This is a genomic window from Streptomyces humicola (genome assembly GCF_024436035.1).
Lineage (GTDB): Bacteria > Actinomycetota > Actinomycetes > Streptomycetales > Streptomycetaceae > Streptantibioticus_B > Streptantibioticus_B humicola.
Genome location: NZ_JANFNG010000003.1, coordinates 291,593 through 310,359 on the forward strand (window position 1 = coordinate 291,593; position 18,767 = coordinate 310,359).

General features: G+C 69.8%; 19 protein-coding genes. 11 read left to right on the forward strand and 8 right to left on the reverse strand.

What is annotated here, in order from left to right; genetic code table 11:
* Positions 1-130: 130 nt before the first annotated feature.
* From atpA to NGB36_RS07400, 5 genes are all read left to right on the forward strand, one after another.
* The gene (atpA, locus tag NGB36_RS07380) at positions 131-1,702 is read left to right on the forward strand and encodes a F0F1 ATP synthase subunit alpha (RefSeq protein ID WP_255919308.1); all 1,572 of its coding nucleotides are present in this window, start codon (positions 131-133) and stop codon (positions 1,700-1,702) included.
* Between the two features lie 2 nt (positions 1,703-1,704).
* Positions 1,705-2,613, forward strand: coding sequence for a F0F1 ATP synthase subunit gamma (locus NGB36_RS07385; protein ID WP_255919309.1), 909 nt, complete (start codon positions 1,705-1,707; stop codon positions 2,611-2,613).
* A 5-nt stretch (positions 2,614-2,618) separates the two neighbouring features.
* The gene (gene atpD / locus NGB36_RS07390; protein WP_255919310.1) at positions 2,619-4,073 is read left to right on the forward strand and encodes a F0F1 ATP synthase subunit beta; all 1,455 of its coding nucleotides are present in this window, start codon (positions 2,619-2,621) and stop codon (positions 4,071-4,073) included.
* Positions 4,074-4,185: 112 nt separating this feature from the next.
* Positions 4,186-4,563, forward strand: coding sequence for a F0F1 ATP synthase subunit epsilon (locus NGB36_RS07395; RefSeq protein WP_255919400.1), 378 nt, complete (start codon positions 4,186-4,188; stop codon positions 4,561-4,563).
* A gap of 119 nt (positions 4,564-4,682) precedes the next feature.
* On the forward strand, positions 4,683-5,135 hold the full coding sequence (locus NGB36_RS07400) for a DUF2550 domain-containing protein (protein ID WP_255919311.1): 453 nt from the start codon (positions 4,683-4,685) through the stop codon (positions 5,133-5,135).
* Positions 5,136-5,151: 16 nt separating this feature from the next.
* On the opposite strand, the gene NGB36_RS07405 is transcribed toward NGB36_RS07400, so the two are convergent.
* Positions 5,152-5,724 (reverse strand): cob(I)yrinic acid a,c-diamide adenosyltransferase, encoded by a 573-nt coding sequence (locus NGB36_RS07405; protein ID WP_255919312.1) that lies wholly within the window; start codon positions 5,722-5,724, stop codon positions 5,152-5,154.
* 73 nt (positions 5,725-5,797) lie between these two features.
* Here NGB36_RS07405 and NGB36_RS07410 point away from each other — a divergent pair, with 73 nt between their 5' ends.
* The 4 genes from NGB36_RS07410 (at position 5,798) to NGB36_RS07425 (ending at position 10,522) form a co-directional block, all read left to right on the forward strand.
* Positions 5,798-6,355 carry a Uma2 family endonuclease gene (locus NGB36_RS07410; RefSeq protein ID WP_255919313.1) on the forward strand — a complete coding sequence of 186 codons (558 nt, stop codon included), beginning with the start codon at positions 5,798-5,800 and terminating at the stop codon, positions 6,353-6,355.
* 128 nt (positions 6,356-6,483) lie between these two features.
* A complete protein-coding gene (locus NGB36_RS07415; RefSeq protein WP_255919314.1) occupies positions 6,484-7,332 on the forward strand; it encodes a 3-hydroxyacyl-CoA dehydrogenase family protein in 849 nt (282 codons plus the stop codon).
* 180 nt (positions 7,333-7,512) lie between these two features.
* Positions 7,513-7,854, forward strand: coding sequence for an STAS domain-containing protein (locus NGB36_RS07420; RefSeq protein WP_255919315.1), 342 nt, complete (start codon positions 7,513-7,515; stop codon positions 7,852-7,854).
* Positions 7,855-7,993: 139 nt separating this feature from the next.
* Entirely contained in the window at positions 7,994-10,522 is a 2,529-nt protein-coding gene (locus NGB36_RS07425) for an ATP-binding protein (protein WP_255919316.1), read from the forward strand.
* Between the two features lie 74 nt (positions 10,523-10,596).
* On the opposite strand, the gene nucS is transcribed toward NGB36_RS07425, so the two are convergent.
* Complete coding sequence (gene nucS, locus NGB36_RS07430; protein ID WP_255919317.1) at positions 10,597-11,256, reverse strand: endonuclease NucS; 660 nt, start codon at positions 11,254-11,256, stop codon at positions 10,597-10,599.
* 326 nt (positions 11,257-11,582) lie between these two features.
* On the opposite strand from nucS, the gene NGB36_RS07435 reads away from it, so the two are divergent.
* Entirely contained in the window at positions 11,583-11,975 is a 393-nt protein-coding gene (locus NGB36_RS07435) for an SCO5389 family protein (RefSeq protein ID WP_255919318.1), read from the forward strand.
* An 88-nt stretch (positions 11,976-12,063) separates the two neighbouring features.
* Here NGB36_RS07435 and NGB36_RS07440 read toward each other — a convergent pair whose 3' ends face one another.
* The gene (locus NGB36_RS07440) at positions 12,064-13,104 is read right to left on the reverse strand and encodes an LLM class flavin-dependent oxidoreductase (RefSeq protein ID WP_255919401.1); all 1,041 of its coding nucleotides are present in this window, start codon (positions 13,102-13,104) and stop codon (positions 12,064-12,066) included.
* Positions 13,105-13,359: 255 nt separating this feature from the next.
* Here NGB36_RS07440 and NGB36_RS07445 point away from each other — a divergent pair, with 255 nt between their 5' ends.
* The gene (locus NGB36_RS07445) at positions 13,360-13,674 is read left to right on the forward strand and encodes an Rv1322 family protein (RefSeq protein WP_255919319.1); all 315 of its coding nucleotides are present in this window, start codon (positions 13,360-13,362) and stop codon (positions 13,672-13,674) included.
* 24 nt (positions 13,675-13,698) lie between these two features.
* Here the strand turns inward: NGB36_RS07445 and NGB36_RS07450 are convergent, their stop codons facing one another.
* From NGB36_RS07450 to NGB36_RS07470, 5 genes are all read right to left on the reverse strand, one after another.
* A complete protein-coding gene (locus NGB36_RS07450) occupies positions 13,699-14,523 on the reverse strand; it encodes a DUF2705 family protein (protein ID WP_255919320.1) in 825 nt (274 codons plus the stop codon).
* Position 14,524: 1 nt separating this feature from the next.
* Positions 14,525-15,625 carry an ABC transporter ATP-binding protein gene (locus NGB36_RS07455; protein ID WP_255919321.1) on the reverse strand — a complete coding sequence of 367 codons (1,101 nt, stop codon included), beginning with the start codon at positions 15,623-15,625 and terminating at the stop codon, positions 14,525-14,527.
* A gap of 104 nt (positions 15,626-15,729) precedes the next feature.
* Entirely contained in the window at positions 15,730-16,500 is a 771-nt protein-coding gene (locus NGB36_RS07460; RefSeq protein ID WP_255919322.1) for an ABC transporter permease, read from the reverse strand.
* A gap of 2 nt (positions 16,501-16,502) precedes the next feature.
* Positions 16,503-17,513: an ABC transporter ATP-binding protein gene (locus NGB36_RS07465; RefSeq protein WP_255919323.1), complete on the reverse strand. Its 1,011-nt coding sequence runs from the start codon at positions 17,511-17,513 to the stop codon at positions 16,503-16,505.
* Positions 17,514-17,831: 318 nt separating this feature from the next.
* The gene (locus NGB36_RS07470; RefSeq protein WP_255919324.1) at positions 17,832-18,767 is read right to left on the reverse strand and encodes a coiled-coil domain-containing protein; all 936 of its coding nucleotides are present in this window, start codon (positions 18,765-18,767) and stop codon (positions 17,832-17,834) included.

Here is an 18,767-nt window from a genome sequence, read left to right on the forward strand (position 1 = left end):
CAGCCGCTGGCGCGGCGGAGCGAACGGACGACACAGCACTGAAGCGGCCCTGGTTGGGCCGTAGCGGGCGGGGGAAAGCCCCCGGCCCCGCAGGAAACTTCGGGCCCAACAAGGAGAGCAGGGAACCCAGATGGCGGAGCTCACGATCCGGCCGGAGGAGATCCGGGACGCGCTGGAGACTTTCGTCCAGTCGTACAAGCCGGACGCGGCCTCGCGCGAGGAGGTCGGTACGGTCAGCGAGGCCGGCGACGGCATCGCGAAGGTCGAGGGGCTGCCCTCGGCCATGGCGAACGAGCTGCTGAAGTTCGAGGACGGCACGCTCGGTCTCGCCCTCAACCTGGAGGAGCGGGAGATCGGCGCCGTCATCCTCGGTGAGTTCAGCGGCATCGAGGAGGGGCAGAGCGTCCGCCGTACCGGCGAGGTGCTGTCCGTGCCCGTCGGCGAGGGCTACCTCGGCCGTGTCATCGACCCGCTGGGCAACCCGATCGACGGCCTCGGCGAGATCGAGACCGACAGCCGCCGCGCCCTTGAACTGCAGGCCCCCACGGTCATGCAGCGCAAGTCGGTGCACGAGCCGATGCAGACCGGCCTCAAGGCCGTCGACTCCATGACCCCGATCGGCCGCGGTCAGCGTCAGCTGATCATCGGCGACCGCCAGACCGGAAAGACCGCCCTGGCCGTCGACACGATCATCAACCAGCGCGACAACTGGCGCTCCGGCGACCCGAGCAAGCAGGTCCGCTGCATCTACGTCGCCATCGGCCAGAAGGGCTCCACCATCGCCTCCGTGCGCGGCGCGCTGGAGGAGTCGGGTGCCCTGGAGTACACGACGATCGTCGCCGCCCCGGCGTCCGACCCGGCCGGCTTCAAGTACCTGGCCCCGTACACCGGCTCGGCCATCGGCCAGCACTGGATGTACCAGGGCAAGCACGTCCTGATCATCTTCGACGACCTGTCCAAGCAGGCCGACGCCTACCGTGCCGTCTCCCTGCTGCTGCGCCGCCCGCCGGGCCGCGAGGCCTACCCGGGTGACGTCTTCTACCTGCACTCCCGCCTGCTGGAGCGCTGCGCGAAGCTGTCGGACGACATGGGCGCGGGCTCGATGACCGGCCTGCCGATCGTCGAGACCAAGGCCAACGACGTGTCGGCGTTCATTCCGACCAACGTCATCTCCATCACCGACGGCCAGTGCTTCCTGGAGTCGGACCTGTTCAACGCGGGCCAGCGTCCGGCGGTCAACGTCGGTATCTCCGTCTCCCGTGTCGGCGGCTCCGCGCAGCACAAGGCGATGCGCCAGGTCTCCGGCCGTCTGCGTGTGGACCTGGCCCAGTACCGCGAGCTGGAGGCGTTCGCCGCCTTCGGTTCCGACCTGGACGCGGCCTCCAAGGCGCAGCTGGAGCGGGGCAAGCGCATGGTCGAGCTGCTCAAGCAGGGCCAGTACGAGCCGTACCCGGTCGAGGAGCAGGTCGTCTCCATCTGGTCCGGCACCAACGGCAAGCTGGATGACGTACCGGTCGCGGACATCCGCCGCTTCGAGCGGGAGCTGCTGGACTGGATGCGCCGGGAGAAGAAGGAGCTCCTGACCGCCATCCGCGAGGGTGCCAAGATGCCCGACGAGACCATCGAGGCGATCTCCGAGGCCGTCGACACCTTCAAGAAGCAGTTCGAGACCTCGGACGGCAAGCTGCTGGGTGAGGACTGAGCATGGGCGCCCAACTTCGGGTCTACAAGCGCCGCATCCGCTCCGTCACCGCCACCAAGAAGATCACCAAGGCGATGGAGATGATCGCCGCTGCCCGCATCGTCAAGGCGCAGCGCGCGGTGGCGGCCTCCACCCCGTACGCCGATGAGCTGACGCGCGCGGTGTCGGCGGTTGCCACGGGCTCCGGCCACAAGCACCCGCTGACCACCGAGGCGGACAACCCCGTCCGTGCCGCGATCCTGCTCGTCACCAGCGACCGCGGTCTGGCGGGCGGCTACTCCTCCAACGCGATCAAGGCCGCCGAGCGGCTCACGGAGCGGCTGAGCTCCGAGGGCAAGGAGGTCGTCCTCTACATCGTGGGCCGCAAGGGTGTCGCGTACTACAACTTCCGTGGCCGGGACATCGCCGAGTCGTGGACGGGCTTCACCGACAGCCCGACGTACGCGGACGCGAAGCGGGTCGCCGACCCCCTGATCGAGTCCGTGATCGCGGACACGGCGGAGGGCGGCGTCGACGAGCTGCACATCGTCTTCACGGAATTCGTGTCGATGATGACGCAGACGCCGGTCGACCGCCGGATGCTGCCCCTCAGCCTCGACGAGGTCGAGACGGAGGAGAGCGGCAAGCTGCGTCCGCTGTACGAGTTCGAGCCGTCCCCCGAGGGCGTGCTGGACGCGCTGCTGCCGCGGTACGTCGAGAGCCGGATCTACAACGCCCTGCTGCAGGCGGCCGCCTCCGAGCACGCCGCCCGCCGCCGGGCGATGAAGTCGGCGACCGACAACGCCGAGGAGCTCATCAAGTCGCTCTCGCGGCTTGCCAACGCGGCCCGCCAGGCCGATATCACCCAGGAAATCAGCGAGATCGTCGGTGGCGCTTCCGCCCTCGCCGACGCGACCGCGGGGAGTGACTGAACATCATGACAACCTCTGTTGAGACGGCCCCTGAGGCGGTCGCAGCGACGGGCCGTGTCGCGCGAGTCATCGGCCCGGTCGTCGACGTGGAGTTCCCCGTCGACGCGATGCCGGAGATCTACAACGCACTGCACGTCGAGGTCTCCGACCCCTCCCAGGCCGGAGAGAAGAAGACGCTGACCCTCGAGGTCGCGCAGCACCTGGGCGAGGGCCTGGTCCGTGCGATCTCCATGCAGCCCACCGACGGCCTGGTCCGCCAGGCCGTGGTGACCGACACCGGCGCCGGCATCACCGTGCCGGTCGGCGACGTCACCAAGGGCAAGGTGTTCAACACCTTGGGTGAGGTCCTCAACACCGACCCCGACTCGGTCAAGGGCTCCGAGCGCTGGACGATCCACCGCAAGGCTCCGAGCTTCGACCAGCTGGAGTCGAAGACCGAGATGTTCGAGACCGGCATCAAGGTCATCGACCTGCTGACCCCTTACGTCAAGGGCGGCAAGATCGGCCTGTTCGGCGGCGCCGGTGTGGGCAAGACGGTGCTCATCCAGGAGATGATCTACCGTGTCGCCAACAACCACGACGGTGTGTCGGTCTTCGCGGGGGTCGGTGAGCGCACCCGTGAGGGTAACGACCTCATCGAGGAGATGACCGACTCCGGCGTCATCGACAAGACCGCGCTGGTCTTCGGTCAGATGGACGAGCCGCCGGGTACCCGTCTGCGGGTGGCCCTGGCCGGTCTGACCATGGCGGAGTACTTCCGCGATGTGCAGAAGCAGGACGTTCTGTTCTTCATCGACAACATCTTCCGCTTCACCCAGGCCGGCTCCGAGGTCTCCACGCTGCTCGGCCGTATGCCCTCCGCGGTGGGTTACCAGCCGAACCTCGCGGACGAGATGGGCATCCTGCAGGAGCGCATCACCTCGACCCGCGGCCACTCGATCACCTCGATGCAGGCGATCTACGTCCCGGCGGACGACCTGACCGACCCGGCTCCGGCGACCACCTTCGCGCACCTCGACGCGACGACGGTGCTCTCCCGGCCGATCTCGGAGAAGGGCATCTACCCGGCCGTGGACCCGCTGGACTCCACGTCCCGCATCCTGGACCCGCGCTACATCAGCAAGGACCACTACGACTGCGCCATGCGTGTCAAGGGGATCCTGCAGAAGTACAAGGACCTCCAGGACATCATCGCCATTCTCGGTATCGACGAGCTGGGCGAAGAGGACAAGACCACGGTCTACCGGGCCCGCCGCATCGAGCGGTTCCTGTCGCAGAACACCCACGTGGCGAAGCAGTTCACCGGTGTGGACGGCTCCGACGTGTCGCTCGACGAGTCGGTCGCGGCGTTCAACGCGATCGCCGACGGCGAGTTCGACCACTTCCCCGAGCAGGCGTTCTTCATGTGCGGTGGCCTCGACGACCTCAAGGCCAACGCGAAGAAGCTGGGCGTCTCCTGACGCCTCGCGCCCGGAGCGTGTGAGGGGGCGGGCTGGTCCCGCCCCCGACCCACGCCCCGTTATCCTGTGACCCATCACCTGCCGGAGCCGGTGGGTGGAGACCCGAGGAGCCATCTTGGCCGAGCTGCACGTCGAGCTGGTCGCCGCCGACCGCAAGGTCTGGTCGGGCGAAGCCACGATCGTCGTCGCGCGCACGGCGTCGGGCGACATTGGCATCATGCCGGGCCACAGTCCGCTGCTCAGCGTGCTGGAGTCCGACCCTGTCACCATCCGCACGACCGACGGCGGCACTGTCGTCGCCGCCGTGCACGGAGGATTCATCTCGTTCTCCGACAACAAGCTCTCGATTCTCGCCGAGATCGCCGAGCTTGCCGACGAGATCGATGTCGAGCGCGCCGAGCGTGCGTTCGAGCGTGCCAAGTCGGAGGCGGACGCCGTCGCCGAGAAGCGCGCCGCCATCCGGCTGCGCGCCGCCACAGGCACGTACTGAGACCTGTCTCGGGCCGCGGAGCGCCGACGAGGGCGGCTCCGCGGCTCGACCGCAGAAAGAGCTTTGGCTTTTGGTGAGTGTCCGGCAACCCCGGACCCGAGGCGAGGAGGTCAGTGGACATGGTCCTCGCCTTGCAGGCGTTCGCAACCGCGCTCGTGGTGGCGCTGCTGGGACTCTTCGTCTTCGGCCTGCGCCGCCGGCTGATCCAGCGGCCCGGCGGCACCTTCGACTGCAGCCTGCGCACCCCGCGTGACGCGGCGGATGCGGAGGGCCACTCCGGTAAGGGGTGGGTCTACGGGGTCGCCCGCTACAGCGGTGACCGCGTCGAGTGGTTCCGCGTCTTCTCGTACGCACCGCGGCCGCGCCGCGTGCTCGAACGCGCCGCGATCGAAGTCGTTGAACGCCGGCATCCGCAGGGCGAGGAGGAGCTGGCGCTGCTCTCCGACGCCGTGGTGCTGGCGTGTACCCACCGGGGTGCCCGCCTCGAGCTGGCGATGAGCGACGACGCGCTGACCGGCTTCCTCGCATGGCTCGAAGCCGCCCCGCCTGGCCAGCGCGTCAACGTCGCGTAACGCCCGCTCGCCGCGGTCAGCGGTTCTCGCCGGGTACCCAGAGCACGTCGCCGCGCTCCTTGTTCGCCGTCCTGGCCAGAATGAACAGCAGGTCGGAGAGGCGATTGAGGTATTTGGCCGTGAGGGGATTCATCGACTCGCCGTACGTCTCCAGGGCCGTCCACGTCGAGCGCTCGGCGCGCCGCACTACCGTGCAGGCCTGGTGGAGCAGGGCCGCGCTGGGCGTGCCACCGGGGAGGATGAAGCTGCGGAGCTTCTCCAGGCCTTCGAGGAAGCGGTCGCAGTCCGCCTCCAGCTTGTCGATATAGCTCTGCTCGACCCGCAGCGGCGGGTACTTCGGCTCCTGGACGACTGGCGTCGCCAGGTCCGCCCCCACGTCGAACAGATCGTTCTGCACGCGCACCAGTACGGCGGCGATCTCCTCGTCGAGCCCGCCGAGCGCGACGGCGACCCCGATCGCGGCGTTCGCCTCGTTCACATCGGCATACGCGCCGATCCTCGGATCGGTCTTGGGCGCCCGGCTCATGTCCCCGAGAGCTGTTGTGCCGTCGTCACCCGTGCGGGTGTAGATACGCGAGAGATGGACCATGTGAGCAGGCTATCTCTGCCAAGCTCGGCGCAGCAGTCGGCACTACGATGGGGCGGGGAGGCGAGGAGGTGCCATGACGGTGATGGACCAGGGCAACGCCCACGACTTGGTACGCCTGCTGGAAGACATTCCCGAGTTCGACGGCTACAAGATCGAGCTGATCGACGGGAACATCAAGATGCAGGCCTCGGCGACCCCGATCCACAACTTCATCCAGGCCTCCGTGGCCAGTGCGTTCATCACGCGCGGCTGGTGGTCGTTGACGGAGCAGGCTCTCATCTCGCAGGTGGCTGGCTTCGAGCCCAAGCCCGACACGGTCGTCACTGCAGCCGGTAAAGCCGACGACAACGCCAACCCATTTCCCGCGGATCGCGTCGAGCTGATCGTCGAGATTGTCTCGACCGACAAGGACAGCGACTACATCAAGAAGCGCATGTGGTATGCCAGGAGCGGCATCCCGCTCTACGTTCTGATCGACCCGAACGACGGTGTCTGCGAGCTGTACTCAGAGCCCCACGGCGGCGTATACCGGACCACGCGGACGAGCGAGTTCGGCGAGCCCGTGCTCCTGCCGTCCCCCTTCGACTTCTCGCTCGACACCACCAGCTTCCGGCTCTACCCCCCGCGTTGAGCCGACCGCATGCCCGTCGTGACGAGCGACGAAGAACACACCGTGACTCCCGCCTCTTCCTGCTGCGCAGGAGCGTGAACGGGCGTTAAGGTCCGGCCACAAGCGCATTGCGAGAAGTGGGGTGTGTCGTGGCGAAGAAGCTCGCCGTCATCGGGGCGGGGCTCATGGGTTCCGGGATCGCGCAGGTGTCGGCCCAGGCCGGCTACGAAGTGGTACTGCGTGATGTGACCGACGAGGCGCTGGCCCGGGGGAAGAGCGGTATCGAGGCCTCGTACGGGAAGTTCGTCGCCAAGGGGAAGCTGGAGGCCGAACAGGCCGAGGCGGCGCTCGCGCGGATCACCACGACCACCGACCTGGACGCTGCGGCCGACGCAGACATCGTCGTCGAGGCGGTCTTCGAGAAGATCGAGGTCAAGCAGGAGATCTTCCGCGCGCTCGACAAGATCGTGCGCGAGGAGACGGTGCTCGCCTCCAACACCTCCGCCATCCCGATCACGAAGATCGCCGCAGTGACGGAGCGTCCGGAACGCGTCGTCGGCACGCACTTCTTCTCGCCGGTCCCGATGATGCAGCTGTGCGAGCTGGTGCGCGGCTACAAGACCGGCGACGAAACGCTCGCTGCGGCGCGCGCGTTCGCCGAGGGTGTCGGCAAGACCTGCATCGTCGTCAACCGCGACGTGGCCGGGTTTGTGACGACGCGCCTGATTTCCGCACTCGTCGTCGAGGCGGTCAAGCTCTACGAGTCCGGGGTCGCCTCCGCCGAGGACATCGACACCGCGTGCAAGCTCGGCTTCGGACACGCGATGGGCCCGCTCGCCACCGCCGATCTGACGGGTGTGGACATCCTGTTGCACGCGACCGGGAACATCTACACAGAGTCCCAGGACGAGAAGTTCGCCCCGCCGGAGATCATGCGGCGCATGGTTGATGCAGGGGATATCGGCCGCAAGAGCGGGCAGGGCTTCTACCGTTACTGACAGCCTACGGCGCGTATCACCCGCAAGAGTGAATTGGGTATCGGTTCGCTCACGGACGGCAACGCAAGGGGGCGACGGCTCGTCAGTTGCGGTGAGACTGAACGGATTCGTGAACCTACGACTCGCCGGCTCACCGACCGACTGACCGATGACGGGGATCCACATCCATTGGGAGCACGCATGCGTATCAAGGGCGACCACGCCGAGCTCGCCGTCGGGGGCCGCCTCGACGTACGGAGCGCGGCGGACGCCCGTACGGTCCTGCACTCCGCGGTCGACTCCGGCCGCGGAGACCTCGTGCTCGACCTGACCGAACTCGACTCGTGGGACGCCACGGGCCTCGGCGTGATCATGGAAGCGCACCGCCGTGCGGGACGGGCCAACCGCAGGCTCGTCCTGCGCGGCGTGCCGCCGCAGATGGAGCGGCTGCTTGTCGCCACCCGCCTGCACCGCATCCTCACCATCGACCGGGGACTCGGCGTGACGGACGCCCCGGCTGCGCAGACCCTGCCCCGCCGCTGACCCGGCGTGGCGCCCCCGGGTGAGCGCGGGCGGTGTGCGACGGTTTAAGGTTCGGTTCTCCGGGGTTACCCATGCCCGGGAGGGCCAGGGGAGTACCACACATCCCGGACGCCATGCGCTATGGGGGCGGAGACGGACGATGGACCCACACACCCGAGGACCCGAGGAAGACGCCCCCGGCATGGGGGCCGACGACACCACGCCTATACGACACGTGGAGCAGCCGCCGCAGACGGCCACGGGCGGCGCCGGCCACGCGTCCGGTTCACGCACGGCCGGAGCCGCCCGCACCGCACAGGTCGTGGCCGGTGAGTACCTGCTGACGGTCAACCCCGTCGACGGCAGCGAGGTCGAGCTCTGCCCGCGCGACCGGGTGCCGTCGCCGGAGCGCCGTGACCAGGAGGAGCGCGAGGCGCGCCGCCGCGCCGCTCTCCCCGCGCCCGTGGGCGGTCCGGCCGGGGTACCCGCCCCCGCCCCGCTGCTCGAACGCACCGAGGAGAGCGATCGCCTGGTGCGGCTGCTGGGCCGCGGCCGTTCCGTGCGCGTGACCGGCCCGTCCGGTTCGGGCCGCACCGCGCTGCTGTCGCTGACGGCCGAACGCTGCACCGGCCTCGCCCCCGACGGCGTCGTCCGTCTGACCGGCTACCATCGCACCCCGGCCGATCTGCTGTACGACCTGTACGCCACCGTCTACCGCACCGAGGGAGCCCGCCCCGACCGCCCGCGGCTGCTGGAGCGGGTCCGCGAGATCGGTGCCGTCGTCGTCCTGGACGACATCGAGTTCGGCGGGGCGGCCCTGGAGGAATTGCTCGCCGCGGCTGCCGAGTGCGCCTTCCTGATCTCCGCGACCCCCGATGTCGCGGCCCCCTCGGCCGACTCGCACATCGAAGAGGTCTTTCTCCCCGGCCTGTCCAAGGCGGCCTGCCTCGAGCTGATGGAACGCACCGCAGGGCGCCCCCTGGCCGAGGCGGAGACGGCCCTGGCGCAGGACCTGTGGTTCGCCTGTGAGGGGCTGCCGCTGCGCTTCGTGCAGGCGGGCGCGCTGCTGCGCCGCCGCCACGTACAGCCGCAGCCGCCGGCCGATGACGCATCGCCCTTCGAGGCGACCCTCCCCGGCCGCGCCCCCGAGCCGTTTCCGTCGCTCGCGGAGGCGGCCGACCCCGCCGCAGTGCTGGCGGCCGGGCTGAGCACCGCCGCCGAGCAGACGCTGCGCTACGCCGTCGCGCTCGGCGGGGACTGCCCGCACCCCTCCCATCTGCCCGCCCTGGTCGGCGACACGCACGCCGACGCCGCGCTCGCCGAACTCGTCGGCTGCGGCCTGGTCACGGCGGCCGGCCCGCATTACCGGCTCGCCGCTGGGATACGGGCACAGCTCGTCGAGAGCGTCCCGGACACCGGAGCCAAGGCCCGTACCGCCGCCGAGCACTACGCCTGGTGGACCGGCCACCCGTCGATCGCCGCTGAGCGCATCGGCGCGGAGTCGGACGCCGTGCTCGCCGCCATGGCCGCAGCCAAGAGCTGCGGGCAGCCGGGCGTCGCGGTGCAGCTCGCGCGGACGGCCGCGCCCGCCTTCGCCGCCGCCCTCAACTGGGGCGCCTGGGAGCGGGCGCTGCGCATCGGACTGGAGTCGGCGCGGCTGGCGGGAGAGGTCGGCGAAGAGGCCTACTTCCACCACGAACTGGGCGTCCTCGCGCTCTGCTCCGGCAACCCGGAGCGGGCGCGGACCGAGCTCGAAGCGTCGATAGGGATGCGCGGTGTGCTCGCCGACCGCCAGGGCACCGTGGTGGGCCGGCGTACGCTCGCACTGGTGACGGACCGGCTGGGCGGACTGACGCCGCCGCGTGCTCCGGTGAGTCCGGCGGTGCCGACGAGCCCGGCAGGCCCGGTGGGCGAGGACGTGCCCGCCGTTCCGGCCATGCCCGTCATCCGCAGCGCGTCGCCGCAGCCGACAGTGGGACGGCGCATACCGCCGGCCGAGCCGGACGCGGCGGACGTCACCGAGACCGCCGTCACCCCGCTTGTGCCGGCCGACCCGCCGAGCCACCGGGGACGTCCGGCATCCGCCAGGCGCCGCAACCTGGCGGTGGCCGGGGCGGGCGCGGTGCTCGCCGCCGTCTTCGGCACAGTCGTCACAATCGGCGCGACGTCGGGCAACAACGGAGCGCATGCCACGCCCACGGGTGCCGCCCCCTCCGAGTCGGCGCAGCAGACCGACGACAGCAGCGGTCTTCCCGCGGAGCAACCGGCGGGCGCCAACGGCGCCTCCCACCGCCCGACGGCGCGGGCGAGCGCCTCGCCCAGCGCCTCCTCAAGCCCGTCCGGGAACCCGTCGCCCACGGCCGGCTCCACGGCGCCGGGCGGTCCCGTCACGAGCGGGCCGCCGTCGCCGCGTCACAGTCGGACGCCGACGCCGACGCCCACGCCGACGACGAGCCGCACCTCGTCGCCGTCCCCGACGACGTCGCCCACCCCGACACCGACCACGAGCCCCTCCCCGACCCCGACGCAGACCTCGGGCAGCTCTCCGCCGAGCCCCAGCACGTCCCAGACGCCTACCGGCAGCCCGTCGAGCAGCGGAAGCACGAGCGCCTCACCCTCCAGCTCGTCCTCGTCTTCCTCGTCTTCCTCGTCTTCCTCGTCTTCCTCGTCCGCCTCCCCGACCGGCTGACCACACACCACGCAGAAGGGCCCGGCGCATCCCCGCGCCGGGCCCTTCTTCTCTGAGACGTTCTCTGAAGCGGTTCAGAACAGGCGAAGCTTGTCGTCCTCGATGCCGCGCAGGCCGTCGTAGTCCAGGATCGTGCAGGAGATCCCGCGGTCGGTGGCAAGGACGCGTGCCTGCGGCTTGATCTCCTGGGCCGCGAAGACGCCCTTGACCGGGGCGAGATGGGGATCCCGGTTGAGCAGTTCCAGATAGCGCGTGAGCTGTTCGACGCCGTCGATCTCGCCGCGTCGCTTGATCTCAACGGCGACCGTCCCGCCGTCCGCGTCGCGGCACAGGATGTCCACCGGGCCGATGGCCGTGGGGTATTCGCGCCGAATCAGCGTCCAGCCTTCGCCGAGGGTTTCGATGCGGTCCGCCAGGAGTTCCTGCAGATGTGCCTCGACCCCGTCCTTGATCAACCCGGGGTCCACGCCGAGTTCGTGAGAGGAGTCGTGGAGAACCTCTTCTATGGTGATGATCAGCCGCTCACCCGCCTTGTTCACCACCGTCCACTGGCTGTCCTCCTCCTTGAGAGTGCAGGGCGGCGACATCCAGTTGAGCGGTTTGTAGGCGCGGTCGTCCGCATGGATCGACACACTGCCGTCGGCCTTGATCAGGAGAAGTCGCGGTGCCGGGGGCAGGTGGGCGGTGAGCCGGCCCACATAGTCCACGGAGCAACGAGCAATGACGAGACGCACGGTCGGCCACGCTACTCGAACCGGGGCGGGATACGCGATTCCCGTTCCGTTCCGGCGTTCCGACGAGGCCCGTTGATCGCCACCCGGTGTGGCGGGGGATGCGCAGACTGTATGGGACAGGTCACTCATAGGGCCCTAAGCCGGGCACGCGAGGTTGGCCGGTTGTGCGCGCAAGCTCCTGGTGCGGCCGGGCCTTCGCACCTACCGTTGGAGCCGGGAGTCCGCCGTGCGGGAGTTGGAGCCGAGTCCACGGCTTCAGGACCGGTGGCTTCCCTCCGTTGTCCGTGAGGCCCCGGGCCCGGCTCGGGGTCGCGAGAGGAGTACCCATGTCGCTCGACGTCTCACCGGCCCTCCTCGAACAGGCCGAGCGAGGCGAGGTCGACGAATCCGAATTCGTCGATTGCGTCCGGACTTCCCTGCCTTACGCATGGGAGATGATCAGTTCTCTGGTGGCACAACTCAAGGTAGATGGGGGAGAGTTCGCCGACAACCAGGTCCCGCCGCCGGACGAGCACGCGCGCGGCCAATTGCTTCGCGCACTCGCGAGCGATGCCATACGCGGCGCGCTCCAACGGCACTTCGGGGTCCGTCTCGCATTCCAGAACTGCCACCGCGTCGCCGTCTTCCCACTCGATCCCTCGGTCGACGCGAGGCTTGCCCGGTTCACCTCCGTTCGGGCTCAACTGCTCAACCAATCACCGGAGCTGAGGGACTGCTGAGTTCCTCGTATCGCCATCCTTGTCACTCTGCTCCATCAGCCGACTGCGTCGGCGGGCGGTGATTCCCGTGCTCCCGTTGCGCTCGCCACTACGCGAGCAGCGGGAGCACATCACTTCCCAGGCGCGTCACATTGCGTTCGGTCTCGGCCATGTCGCCGGAGCCCTCGACAAGCAGCGCGAATCGGGTGATACCCGTGCGCTCCGAGGTCGCGGCGAGCTTGTCGGCGCACAGCCGAGGGGTGCCCACCGGGTGCAGCCCGCAGAGCAGTTCGGTGTAGGCGAACGGGTCGCGCATGGCACGTGCGCGGCCGTCGACGGTCACATGTGCGGCGAGCCCGCGCTGCAGCCAGCCCGGCAGCGCCTTCGTCAACGTCTCGACGGCGTCCTGCGCACGATCGGCGATCTGGACCACGCCCGCCGAGACGTGCCCGGCGGCCTTCACCTCATCCGGTGACATTCCGCAGGCCAGCGCCGTCGTGCGCCACAACGCGACCATCTCGGCCTTCTCCTCGTCACCGCAGTGCATGCCCAGCAGCATCGGCAGTCCGCGCTCCGCGGCGAGCCGTACGGTCACGGGTGAGGTGCAGGCGACTATCACCTCGGGCCCGCCGGCCGCTGCGCCCTCGTCGTCGACCATCTCGTCCGCGCGCGGTACGACGGAGACCTCACGGAAGCGGTAGCGCTCGCCGTCGGCCCCCACCCGCGGCTCGCGCAGCCACCGCAGCAGCAGATCGAGCGACTCTGGGAAACCGTGCTCGTACGCCTCGACTCCGGTGCCGAAGACTTCGAGGTCCTGCCACGGGCCGCCGCGACCCACGCCGAGCGTCAGCCGCCCGCCGGAGGTCAGATGGAGCATGGCGGCCTGTTCGCCGAGGGCCACCGGATGCAGCGTCGGCAGCACGCTGACCGCCGTGCCCACGCCGATCCTGCGGGTCCGGCCGAGCAGCAGTCCGGCCAGAGTGATCGCCGACGGGCACACCCCGTACGGCATGAAGTGATGCTCCGCAAGCCAGACGGAGTCGAGCCCGGCCTGCTCAGCCGCTTCGGCGGTCCGCACCGTGCGGTGCAGCGCCTCGGCGTGGCCCTGGCCAGGGAACTGGGCCGAGAGCGCGAATGCCCCGATACGCAATGTTGACACCTCTTTCCTCGCCCGAGCGAGGCTCCCCAATGGCACTAACGCGCGACACGTGCCGAAGGCACGGTGTGTGCGGTGCCGTCGTGAATATTTACTGCGTGATGGCGTGATGGCGTGATGGTCTGAGGCGATGGTGCACCGCCCGCGGGTGTTCCGGGCGAGGGTTACAGGGATTCCGTGCCACCGCGTACGCTGTTTTTTCAGCCCCGTAGCCCCAGAGCAATGTGCCGCTGTCAGTGAGGTGTCCGCGTGTCCCCCCGCCGAAACCGCCCGCAACGGTCCGACAAGCCGGAACGGCGGCCGGAGGGCGAACGCCACGGGCTGGAGCGCACGGAGAGCTGGCAGGGACAGGAGTGGGTGATGAAACCGGTCGCCGGTACCACCGGCAAGACCTATCGCTGCCCGGGCTGCGACCAGGAGATCCCGCCGGGCGTCGGGCATGTGGTGGCGTGGCCCGAGTACGGGGGCGTGGACGACCGGCGCCACTGGCACCGCGCCTGCTGGAACGCGAGGGACCGCCGGAGCGCCAAGCTCCAGCGGTCCCGGAACGCGCCGCGCTACTGAACCCTGCTGAACCGGTGAACCCGGCTACACGTCACGCTTGTTGATGACGAAGAGTGCCCCGGCGAGCGCGACAGCGGTGACGCCGGCCAGTATCCACAGCGGAGTCCAGCCCTGCGGACCGGTGCTCAGCATCGGGATGCCGTAGAGGGTGGCGATCGCGTTGGGCACCGAGTACTCGATGAGCTTGGTGCGGACCGTCGCCAGCGACTGCGTGGCCATGAACAGCGCGAGCAGCAGCGGCAGCAGCACGACGCCGAGCATCGCCGTGATCGCGCCCGCCGAGTGCCGGAGCATCGCACCCACCGCGAGGGCGAGCAGGCCGAGCAGCGCCACGTAGAGGCCGGCGCCGACCGTCGCGCGCAGCCACTGGCTGCCCGACGGGGACGGAATGCCGGAACCGGTGATCATCCCGGCGTCGGCGCCCGCGACGATCAGACAGGCGAGCGTCGACAGTACGAAGGCGATGAGCGCGAAGACGATCGCCTTGGCGGCGAGCACCCGTGAGCGGCTGGGGCACGCCGTCAGCGTCGTACGGATCATGCCCGTGCTGTACTCGGAGCTGATCACCAGCACGCCGAGGGTGATGACGGGCAGGCTGCCGAGCAGCACACCGAAGAAGCCGAAGGCCAGGACCGGGGTGCCCGTCGGGGTGTGGCTGCTCACCAGGCTCGCTACGAGCAGGCCGATGCCGATGACGAGCACCAGCATCACACCCAGCGTCCACATGGTGGAACGGACGGTGCGGATCTTGGTCCACTCGGAGCGCAGCGCGTGGCCGAGGCCGGTGGACTGGACCGGGATCGGCGAGGCGTACGCCTGGTACGGGGTCGCCTGGTAGGGGGTCGTCATCTCAGCGGTCCTCGGTCTCACGCGCAGCGGTCGGGTCGGCGGCAGGGGCGGGCGGCGCCGGCTGCGGCTGCGCAGCGGCGGGCGGCGGACCGAAGGACCCGGGCGGCGCGAACTGCTGTGGTGCGTAGGGCTGCTGAGGTGCGTACGGCTGCGGTTGCCCCGGTTGCCCGTACCCCCACCCGGGCGGCTGCGCCGAGCGATAGTCGACCGCGCCCTGGGTGAGTTGCATGTAGGCCTCCTCCAGGGAGGCCTGGTGCGGGGAGAGCTCCCATAGCCGTACCCCCGTGCCGTGCGCGACGTCACTGATGCGCGGCAGTTCGAGCCCGGTGACCCGCAGCGCGCCGTCCGGCTCGGGCTGCACGCCCGCCCCCGCTTCGGCGAGCGCAGCGGTCAGCTTCTCCCGCTGCTCCGCATCGTCGGGAGTCCGCACCTTCGCGTACGCCGTGGAGTTGCGGGCTATGAACTCCTTCACGCTCATGTCGGCGAGCAGTTGGCCGCGCCCGATCACGATCAGATGATCGGCGGTGAGCGCCATCTCGCTCATGAGGTGGCTGGAGACGAAGACGGTGCGGCCCTCGGCGGCGAGCCGCTTCATCAGGTTGCGGACCCAGTGGATGCCCTCCGGGTCGAGCCCGTTGACCGGCTCGTCGAACAGCAGCACCTGCGGGTCGCCGAGCAGCGCCGCGGCGATGCCCAGCCGCTGGCCCATGCCGAGCGAGAAGCCCTTGGAGCGCTTGCCCGCCACCTCCTGCAGGCCGACGAGGGCGAGCACCTCGTCCACCCGGCTCTTCGGGATGCCGGACAACTGGGCGAGACACAGCAGATGGTGGCGTGCGCTGCGCCCGCCGTGCACCGCCTTGGCGTCGAGCAGGGCGCCCACCTGGCGCGGTGCGTTGGGCAGTTGGCGGTACGGGCGGCCGGCGATGGTCACCGTCCCCGACGTGGGCGCGTCGAGGCCCAGGACCATCCGTATCGTCGTCGACTTGCCTGCGCCGTTGGGGCCTAGGAAGCCGGTCACGCTTCCCGGACGCACCTGGAACGACAGGTTGTACACGGCGGTCTTCGCGCCGTAGGTCTTGGTGAGGCCCCGTGCCTCGATCATGCTCCCGTCCTGTCCCTCGCCTGACATGGAGGGGCACAACGCCCCCGTGAGGCTTAGGAGGCTATCGGGACGCGAAATGGTTCCGGCGGGCGGGGCCGAAAAGGTCAGGCGTCCCGCTCCTTCAGCACGGCGTAGCCTCCCACGAGTGCGGCGATCACCCACAGGGCCATGATGAGCAGGCCGATCCAGGGACCGTAGGGGCGGGAATCACCCGTCGTCACCACCATCATGACCTTTTGCCCTGCCTGGTCCGGCAGGTAGTTGGCGACGTGCCGGGTCGCGCTCACGGCGTGCAGGATGTTGGAGATCAGAAAGAAGAACGGCATCAGGATGGCGAGCGAGAGCAGCGGGCTGCGCAGCATCGCCGCGCACCCCATGGCGAAGACCGAGATCAGCGTCAGGTAGAGGCCGCCACCGAACACCGCGCGCAGGACGCCCGGATCGCTGATGTGCGCACTGTGCGAGCCGAGCGACGCCTGCCCGGCGAAGAAGGCGATGAACGCGGTGATCTCGCCGACGACGAAAGCGAGCAGCGTCGCGACCGCGATCTTGCTGAAGAGGAAGGTCCCCCGCTGCGGTACGGCGGCCAGCGAGGCGCGGATCATGCCCGTGCTGTACTCGTTGCTGACCACGAGCACCCCGAACACGATCATCAGCAGCTGCCCCAGGCTCATCCCCGCGAAGCTGGTGTACGTGGCGTCGAAGGTGATCTGCTCGCTCGCTGGCATCCTGCTGAAGTTGTTGTTGGTGAGGGCGGAGATGAGCACGCCGAGCGCCACCGTGATCAGCACCGCGAGTGAGAGCGTCCACACCGTGGAGCGAACCGACCGGATCTTGGTCCACTCCGATCTGAGGACAGCGGGCACCACTGCCATGATCAGCCTCCCTCGCCCGACCGGCCCCGACCGCGCTGCTGCCAGTTCTCGCCCCAGGCGCCGGCCGGCTCGGCGACCGGCTCGGCGGCGACCGGTTCGGGTGGCGGCGTCTCGTGCGCGTGGTACTCCACCGTCTCCGCGGTCAGCTGCATGAACGCCTCCTCCAGCGAGGCCTGCTGCGGGCTGAGCTCGTGCAGCACGATGCGGTGCTGCGCCGCCAGATCCCCCAGACGGGCGGCGGTCACGCCGCTGATCTCGTACGAGCCGTCGGCAGCAGTCACCGCCGTGATCCCGGCGCCGTGCAGGGCGTCGCGCAGCTGCTCCGGCTGAGGCGTGCGCACCCGTACGAAGGAACGGGAGTTCTGCCGGATGAACTCCGCCATGGTGGTGTCCGCGAGCAGCTTGCCCTTGCCGATCACCACCAGGTGGTCGGCCGTGAGTGCCATCTCGCTCATGAGGTGGCTGGAGACGAAGACGGTGCGGCCCTCGGCGGCGAGCCGCTTCATCAGGTTGCGGATCCAGTGGATGCCTTCGGGGTCGAGCCCGTTCACGGGTTCGTCGAACATCAGGATCGTCGGGTCGCCGAGCAGGGCGGCAGCGATGCCGAGCCGCTGGCCCATGCCGAGCGAGAAACCCTTGGTGCGTTTCTTCGCCACCGCCTGCAGCCCGACGAGATCGAGGACTTCGGCCACGCGGGCGCGCGGGATGCGGTTGCTCTGCGCGAGGCACAGCAGGTGGTTGTAGGCGCTGCGCCCCGGGTGCCGGGCCTGGGCCTCCAGGAGCGCCCCGATGTAGCGCAGCGGCTCGTCCAGGTCCTGGTAGTGCTTGCCGTCGATCCGTACGTCCCCGGCGGTCGGCCGGTCCAGACCGAGCATCAGCCGCATGGTGGTCGACTTCCCGGCGCCGTTCGGCCCGAGAAACCCGGTGACCATGCCTGGCCGCACGGAGAACGTGAGGCTGTCCACGGCCAGCTTCTCGCCGAACCGCTTGGTCAGCCCGTGCAGCTCAATCATGCCGCTCACGCTAGGCGGATACCCGCCCCCCTGCGCGCCGAAGCATGCGAGCGCGCGCCGCGCGGGTGAAGGCCCCTGCGGGGTGATGGGGGGCTGCGTGCTCAGGCCGTGCGGGGGCAGGGGGCTTCGTCCTGGCCGTGTGCGAGGGGCAGCGCTCTTGCGCGCCCCAGGCACCCCAGGGGTGCGGGGCGCTGCCGGGGGTGTGGGCGAGCCTCCCATACCGCGGGAGCCAGGGGCTTGGCACCCCGCGGCGCTGTGGGTGGCGCACCAGGGCGAAGCCCCCGCCCTTGCACGGGCGGGGGCTTCGGCGCGCCTGCGTCAGCGGGACTGCTGGGCGGGGACGCCGCGGGAGAGCGTCTCGTCCTCCGGGTTGGCCGCCGCGGCGACCGCCGCGCCCGTCAGCGTGGCCAGCATCTCGCGGACGTTGGTCAGCTGGGCGTTGATGCTGTCGCGACGGTTCGTCAGCGCGGCGAGCTCGCGCTCGGATTCGCTGCGGATGCGGTCGGCCTTGGCGTTGGCGTCGGCCACGATGTCCTCCGCCTGGCGCTGGGCCGTCTCCACCGTCTGGCGGGCCCGGCGCTCCGCGTCCGTGCGCAGCTTCTCCGCTTCGAGGCGGAGCTGCTCCGCGCGGTGCTCGATCTCCGCGAGCCGCTTCTCCGCCTTGGCCTGACGAGAGGCCAGGTCGCGCTCGGACTGCTCACGCCGCTTGGCGAGATTGGTCTCGAAGTCGGCCGCGGCCTGGGCGGCCTTCGCACGCGTCTCCTCGAAGAGCGCGTCCGCCTCCTCGCGCTTGGCCGCCGCGTCCTTCTGGGCCTCGGCGCGCAGCTGGCTGGCCTCGCCCTTGGCCTTCTCGACGATCCGCGAGCCCTCGTCCTCGGCCTTCGCCTTGCGGTCGGCCGCGTACGACTCGGCGTCCGCACGCACCTGGTTGGCCGCCCCCTCGGCCAGCTCACGGTGCTGCTCCGCGGCCCGGCGGGCCTCCTCGCGCAGGTCCTTGGCCTCCTCCTCGGCGAGACGGAGGATCTTCTCCACGCGGGCACCGAGACCGGCGTACGACGGCTCGGCGTCGTTGATCTGTGCCTGGGCGTTCTGAGTTTCGAGGTGGAGTTCCTCGATGCGCTTCTCCAGCGCGCTGATCCTGGCCAGGGCGCTGTCACGGTCGGCGACGAGCTTGGTGATGCGGTCGTCCACCTGTCCGCGGTCGTATCCACGCCGCACGAGCTCGAAGCCGAAGGGGGAGGAAGTGTCGCTCAT